Raw genomic sequence first — 5,841 nt, 5'->3', positions numbered from 1 at the left:
AGAAAAAATAGGTAGGTTGCCATGCAGGTTACTGTTAAAGGCAAACAAATGGATGTGGGCGATGCGCTGCGCACCCATATCACCACGCACCTCACCGACGCGGTGAATAAATATTTCGCCCGACCGCTCGATGCCACGGTAGTTTTATCGCCCGATGCGCATTTGATCCGGGTGGATATTACCGTCCATGTTGCGCGAAATCTGACCGTTCAGGCGAAAGCCAGCGCCACCGACGCCCACAGGGCCGCCGATGAGGCGATCGAGCATGCCGAAAAGCGCATTCGCCGCTATAAGCGCCGCTTGAAGGAAGATCATCATCGCGGACTGGTGGCGCAGGACGCCGAATCCGCCGCGTCTTACGTTCTCGCCCCGGAAGCCGAGGAAGAGAGCGCGCCGCTGAGCAATCAGCCGATGATCGTGGCCGAATTGCAAGTTTCCATCGAAACCCTGGCCGTGCCCGATGCAGTGATGCGGCTTGACCTTGGCGACCTGCCCGTGCTCATGTTCCGCCACGCAACCCACGGCGGGTTGAACGTGATTTATCGCCGTGCCGACGGTCATATCGGCTGGATCGATCCCCAGGGCAACAGTCAGACTGTTAACCCCACCGGGCGCGTCGATGCAAAGGGCGTGCTGTCCGCCGCGCAATGATGGCCGTATCGGCGATCTTACGCGGCAACGCTTAAGAGAAAACGGGAAGGGCGCGGTCCATCGTGCCCTTCCCGCCTTTCTTCGGGGGCGTGGCAGTCGCGCTGAAAATTGTCAGAGCAGGAACCGATGGATATTGCAGACCTCATCTCCCCAGACGCGGTAATCGTCAATCTGCGGGCAGCAACCAAAAAGCAGGCGTTGCAAGAGCTGGCCAAGCGTGCGGCAGACCTGATGGGGGCCGAGGGCACAAGCGAACGCGATATTTTCGAAGTTCTGCTGGAGCGGGAGCGTTTGGGCACTACCGGCGTTGGGGCCGGGATTGCGATTCCCCACGGCAAGCTTGGCGCTTTACCGAAACTGCGCGGCCTGTTCGCCAAGCTCGATAAGCCGGTCGATTTCGAAGCGATCGACGAGCAGCCGGTCGATCTGATTTTTCTGCTGCTCGCGCCGGAAGCGGCGGGCGCCGATCATTTGAAGGCGCTCGCCCGCGTCTCGCGTTTGCTGCGCGATAAGGGTACCTGCGATAAGCTGCGCGGGGCGGAAACCGCCGAAGCGCTCTATCTTATTCTCACCGCACAATCGGCCAGCAGCCACGCGGCTTAGCGGGCGATAGGCTGGCACCAAGCGGCATCGCTTTTCAGAATGAACCAAGCCCCGGCGCGGTAGAGCTGCTCGGCAAGGTCGGGCGCATCGCTTTGGACGATGAAAACCGCCCCGATGCCGCCCGGCGCGACCAGATGCGCGCCGGTGCTGCCGAGGGCGGCCAGCGTTGCTTCGGCTGAATAGGTGAGCGGAAACACGACCGCGACCGGGCTTTGCGTGCCGCGTTCCGGTTGCAGCGCCGCCGCGAGAGCGACGACGGGCAACAACCCACAGAGCGGCAGAGTAAGCCAGCCGAACCCGCGCCGCCGCCAACTGGGGTTGGTCTTAGGCGGCATTGGCATCGGCGCGCACGTCGGAGAGGAAACTATCGACATCGCCGCGCAGTTGGTCGCTTTGCTCGGCAAGCATTTTGGCGACGCCCAAGAGCGTATCGGCGACTTGCTGGGCCGCGCGCGTATCGCCGGAGATGGTTCCGAGTGCGCCGGAAGCCGCTGTCATTTCCTTGGCAACGATTCTCACGCGCCCGGCGAGATCGCCCGTTACGCTATCCTGCTGATGAACGGCGGCGGCGACCGACCCGGCAAGGCCGTTGATATCGGTGATGGCCTCGCCGATCTTAACGATGGCCTCGACCGCCTGATCGGTTTCGCTCTGGATCGCCGTGACCTGGGTTTGAATATCCTCGGTCGCGCGGGCCGTTTGCGTGGCGAGTTGTTTGACTTCGGCGGCGACCACGGCAAAGCCCTTGCCCGCATCCCCGGCGCGCGCCGCTTCGATGGTGGCATTCAACGCCAGCAGATTGGTTTGCGCCGCGATATCTTGGATCAACCGGATCACTTGGCCGATCCGATCCGCCGCTTCGGCGAGATGTTGAACGCGCTCCCCAGTTTTTTCGGCAGATAAAACGGCCTCCTGGGCAGCTCCGGCGGTTGCATCGATTTTACTGCCAATCTCGTTGATCGACTGATGAAGCTGCTGTGTGGCGGAGGCGGCTGCGAGCGCGCCATCGTTGGCAATGCGGGAGCTTTGGGTGACATCCTGCGACGCATCGGCAACTTGGCTCACCGCTGTTGCGAGCGTGGTCGCCGATTTCTGCATGACGGTAACCGAGTCGGCCAGGCGGCGCGTGACTTGGCCAATGCGCGCTTCAAAGCGTTCGGCCAGGGCAAGGCGCTGAGTGCGGAGTTTTGTTTCCTGTGCTTCTTCCTGCTCGCGTAGGCGGTCGGCCTGAGCGGCTTCGGCTTGAGTCTTTTCTTCAAGCGTTTTCAGAGTGTTGGACGATAGAGCCACGGCTTTTCCCAGCATCAAACATAGCCACGCCAACGCGCCGGTTTCCATCACGACGAGAACGGCGTGCAGCAGGACGCGCGCCAAATCCGACCCGCCGGAGAAAACCGCCGCCGGAAAGACAAAATTCAAGATCAGATGGTGCAGCGCCGTTACCGTTGCGCCCATCACAACGACCCGACCGTCGCAAAAGACGGCCAGCACTGCAATCGCCGCAAAATAATACATATGCATATCGGCTTGCCACGGGTGCCCCGCGAGCCCATAGACCAGCAGCGAAACCTGACCGATCAACGCTGCGGCGATAGTGAGGCGCGTTGAGAGTGCCTGCCGATTGGCAAACCACGCGAGCAGAACGGCTCCGCTGAGCGCAAAACTTAGGGCCACCGGAATGAGCAAATTATTCCCGCGTGCCCAAGCCAGCAGAGCAACAACGGGAACATGGGCGGCGATGAAAATGACCATGAACACAGCCGATTTATCACGCAGTCGAATAAGCTCTTCCATTCGGGCATTGGCCTTTGTGAGGGGTAGTGAAGATGTGTACGATTTAAGGGAAGTACCGGATCACTCAGGCGCACGATCAAAACAACGATGAATTTGAGGAATGATCGCGGGGCACCATGATGAGCGTCCGTGTATTCATTATCTCGGCGAATATGTTTAAAATTGTGATAAAGTTTAATAGACAAAATGCAGATGACGTTTGCGCAAACGTCAAGGCGGGCTCTTTTCCGACGACGCGAGGGAAGATGGCGCAGGCGCACCATGATAAGTAGTAATCCGGGGAGCAATCGCTATCACGCCGAAGTTTTGCGCCTATTCGTTCGTCAAACCCCCATCAACAGCGGGGTAACGGCGGCGGCGGCCATCGTTATTACGGCGCAATTGGCCTTTATCGATGCGTTGCAAACTTGGGAATGGGGCGGCTTGTTGCTGTGGGTGCTGCTGCATTTAAGTGGCAGTTCTTGGCATTTCATCCGCTGGGCACGGCGGCACACGAGCGATCGGCCTTGTCGCGCGGGCGCTTCAATCGGATTGCCCGGCGCGCGGTTTGGAGCGCGGGGATATCTGGGGCGCTGTGGGGGAGCGCCTGTTTGCTCACGCGCAATGCGCAGCCGCTGGATCAATTCGTCGTGGCCTTGGTCGTCGCCGCCCTGGTCTCCGGGTCGGCCACCACGCTGGCGGCGCTACCGCGCACGGCCTATGCCTTTGTGACCATGTGTCTGCTGCCGTGGATATTTTTCTTTGCGTGGCAGGGCGGTAGCTATTTGACGCTCTCGCTTCTGGCCGCCGTTTATTGGGTTGCGCTGATTTTCTCCATCCAGCGGGTGAATGGCACCTATCGGCAAGCGATTGTGGCGCAGGGCTCGCAGATTCGTCTGTCGCGTCACTTGTCCCGCCTGCGCGAAGAATGGCTGGCGGTCGCCTCGGTGACGGATGCGGTGGCGCTGTTCGACGAAGCCGGGCGCTTGGTGCTGTGGAATTCGGCGATGACGGCGCTGCTGGAGGCCCCTCCTGCGCAAGGCATGAGCTTTCAGGCCTTCCTCGCCCTGTCGCTGTGGCAAGAACAGGCGATTGCCGCAACGCCGCCGGGCCAGTGGAGCGCCGATTATGCGCTAGGCGACGGGCGCTATCTGCAAACGATTCTGGCGCAGAAGGGCGCGTGGCGGGTGCTCTGCCACCGCGATATCAGCCCCCTCAAAGCGCGCGAGCTGAGTTTGGAGGCCGAACGTGCCCGCGCGGTTCGGGCGGACCGGGCGAAGAGCACGTTCCTCGCCACGATGAGCCACGAGCTGCGCACGCCATTGAATGCCATTATGGGCTTCTCGGAGGTTATCCGCGACCAATATGTGACCGACCCGCGCCGGGTTGCCAGCTATGCCGGGGACATTCACCAGAGCGCGGCGCATTTGCTGGCGATCATCAATGATATTCTCGATATCGCCCGCATCGAGAATGCCGAAATCATTCTGCACCGCCGCCCCATTCCGATGCGGGCGCTTTTGGACGAAACAGCGCGGATCAGTTCCGGCCTCGCCCGGCGGCAGGGGGTTTCGGTGCTCTATCGCGGCGGGGAGGATTGGCCGTTAGTCATCGGTGACCGCACGCGCCTTGCACAATCGATCTGCAATTTCCTCTCGAATGGCATCAAGGCGTCGCAATCGGGGCAGATTGTGGAAATGCTGGCGCGGATCAGCGACGAGCATCGCTATCTGCTGACCATTCGCGATACGGGGCCAGGGATTCCGCCCGAGCGCTTGGGCGACCTCTTCCGTCCCTTCGCCACTTTTGACGACCGCGACGCCTATCGGTCGGCGGGGGATCGGGGGACGGGCCTCGGTCTTGCCATTACCAAAGAATTGCTCGATGCCCACGGCATCAGCATTACCGTCGATACGCAGGTGGGGACCGGCACGGCGATTACGTTGGATTTCACCCCCTGCGTCGAGTTGGTGCGCGATGAGCCGGTGGATGAACTCGACGATCAGTCCGGCGAGGGCACATAAGGGAAGCGGGCCAGCACCTCGGCCAATCCATCGGGCACGGGGGCATTGATCTCAAGCGGCGGCTTATTGGCCCTGGGCGCGAAGCTAACACTGCGCGCGTGCAAATGCAGCCCCGCCGCCTCGTGCCGACCGTAGAGCCGGTCGCCGACAATCGGACATCCCAGGACCGAGGCGGCATGGACGCGCAACTGGTGACTGCGGCCCGTGCGGGGGCGAAACTCGATCCAGGTTCGCCGGTCCTGCACGGCCAAAACCCGCCACTCGGTGACGGCCTCCAGCGCCTCATCGCCATCGTCGGGCCGGGCTAAGCGCACCGTGACGCCGCCGGGGCGTTTCATATCGACGAGCGGGGCGTCGATGGTGCCGCTTTCGGTCGCGGGCACGCCGTCCAGCACCGCCCAATAGCATTTTTCCACCTGCCGGGTGGCGAAGAGCTCGGTCATGCGAATCATCGCTTGACGGTGGCGGGCGAGAATGAGGCAGCCGGACGTATCCCGATCCAAGCGATGCGCCAGCAGCGGCGGCTGCTTTAGCCCATATTGCCATGCGTAAAGCAATTGGCTGAGATGCAAACTCTTGCCGCCCGCGACCGAATGGACCGGCATTCCCGCAGGCTTATTAAGGACAAGGACCAATCCATCCCGGTGCAAAACCCAGTCTTGTACGTGATACGCGATCGCTTCCGGATCGTGCCGGAGAGTTTCTGCAATTTCTAAGAGAGATAAAGCGCGCATGGGGAGGTTAATGCCACCTGAAAGATTGATAGTTTATTAATGATGCCTTTCATCAT

General features: G+C 61.1%; 6 protein-coding genes. 3 read left to right on the top strand and 3 right to left on the bottom strand.

Annotated elements, in window-relative coordinates; all coding sequences use genetic code 11:
• Positions 1-21: 21 nt before the first annotated feature.
• Together hpf and ptsN are read left to right on the top strand one after the other, a co-directional pair.
• The gene (gene hpf / locus VZ95_RS13120; protein ID WP_045776247.1) at positions 22-651 is read left to right on the top strand and encodes a ribosome hibernation-promoting factor, HPF/YfiA family; all 630 of its coding nucleotides are present in this window, start codon (positions 22-24) and stop codon (positions 649-651) included.
• Between the two features lie 126 nt (positions 652-777).
• On the top strand, positions 778-1,254 hold the full coding sequence (gene ptsN / locus VZ95_RS13115; protein ID WP_045776246.1) for a PTS IIA-like nitrogen regulatory protein PtsN: 477 nt from the start codon (positions 778-780) through the stop codon (positions 1,252-1,254).
• Here the strand turns inward: ptsN and VZ95_RS13110 are convergent.
• Complete coding sequence (locus VZ95_RS13110) at positions 1,251-1,595, bottom strand: hypothetical protein (RefSeq protein ID WP_156995287.1); 345 nt, start codon at positions 1,593-1,595, stop codon at positions 1,251-1,253. The two genes, ptsN and VZ95_RS13110, sit on opposite strands and share 4 nt — an antisense overlap.
• Positions 1,579-3,006, bottom strand: coding sequence for a methyl-accepting chemotaxis protein (locus tag VZ95_RS13105; protein ID WP_198148284.1), 1,428 nt, complete (start codon positions 3,004-3,006; stop codon positions 1,579-1,581). The genes VZ95_RS13110 and VZ95_RS13105 overlap by 17 nt, the downstream gene beginning before the upstream one ends.
• Positions 3,007-3,509: 503 nt before the next feature.
• On the opposite strand from VZ95_RS13105, the gene VZ95_RS13100 reads away from it, so the two are divergent.
• Positions 3,510-5,051, top strand: coding sequence for a sensor histidine kinase (locus VZ95_RS13100; RefSeq protein ID WP_198148283.1), 1,542 nt, complete (start codon positions 3,510-3,512; stop codon positions 5,049-5,051).
• Here the strand turns inward: VZ95_RS13100 and VZ95_RS13095 are convergent.
• Positions 5,030-5,686, bottom strand: coding sequence for an RluA family pseudouridine synthase (locus tag VZ95_RS13095; RefSeq protein ID WP_198148282.1), 657 nt, complete (start codon positions 5,684-5,686; stop codon positions 5,030-5,032). The genes VZ95_RS13100 and VZ95_RS13095 overlap by 22 nt on opposite strands.
• Positions 5,687-5,841: the final 155 nt, after the last annotated feature.

The organism is Elstera litoralis, from assembly GCF_000963705.1.
In the GTDB taxonomy this organism is placed as follows: Bacteria; Pseudomonadota; Alphaproteobacteria; order Elsterales; family Elsteraceae; genus Elstera; species Elstera litoralis.
The sequence above is the reverse complement of the archived record's forward strand: the minus strand, read 5'-3'. Positions and strand labels throughout refer to the sequence as shown.

Coding starts and splice junctions, on each gene's coding strand:
- hpf (WP_045776247.1), top strand. CDS start 22: ATGCAGGTTACTGTTAAAGGCAAACAAATGGATGTGGGCGATGCGCTG.
- ptsN (WP_045776246.1), top strand. CDS start 778: ATGGATATTGCAGACCTCATCTCCCCAGACGCGGTAATCGTCAATCTG.
- VZ95_RS13110 (WP_156995287.1), bottom strand. CDS start 1,595: ATGCCAATGCCGCCTAAGACCAACCCCAGTTGGCGGCGGCGCGGGTTC.
- VZ95_RS13105 (WP_198148284.1), bottom strand. CDS start 3,006: ATGGTCATTTTCATCGCCGCCCATGTTCCCGTTGTTGCTCTGCTGGCT.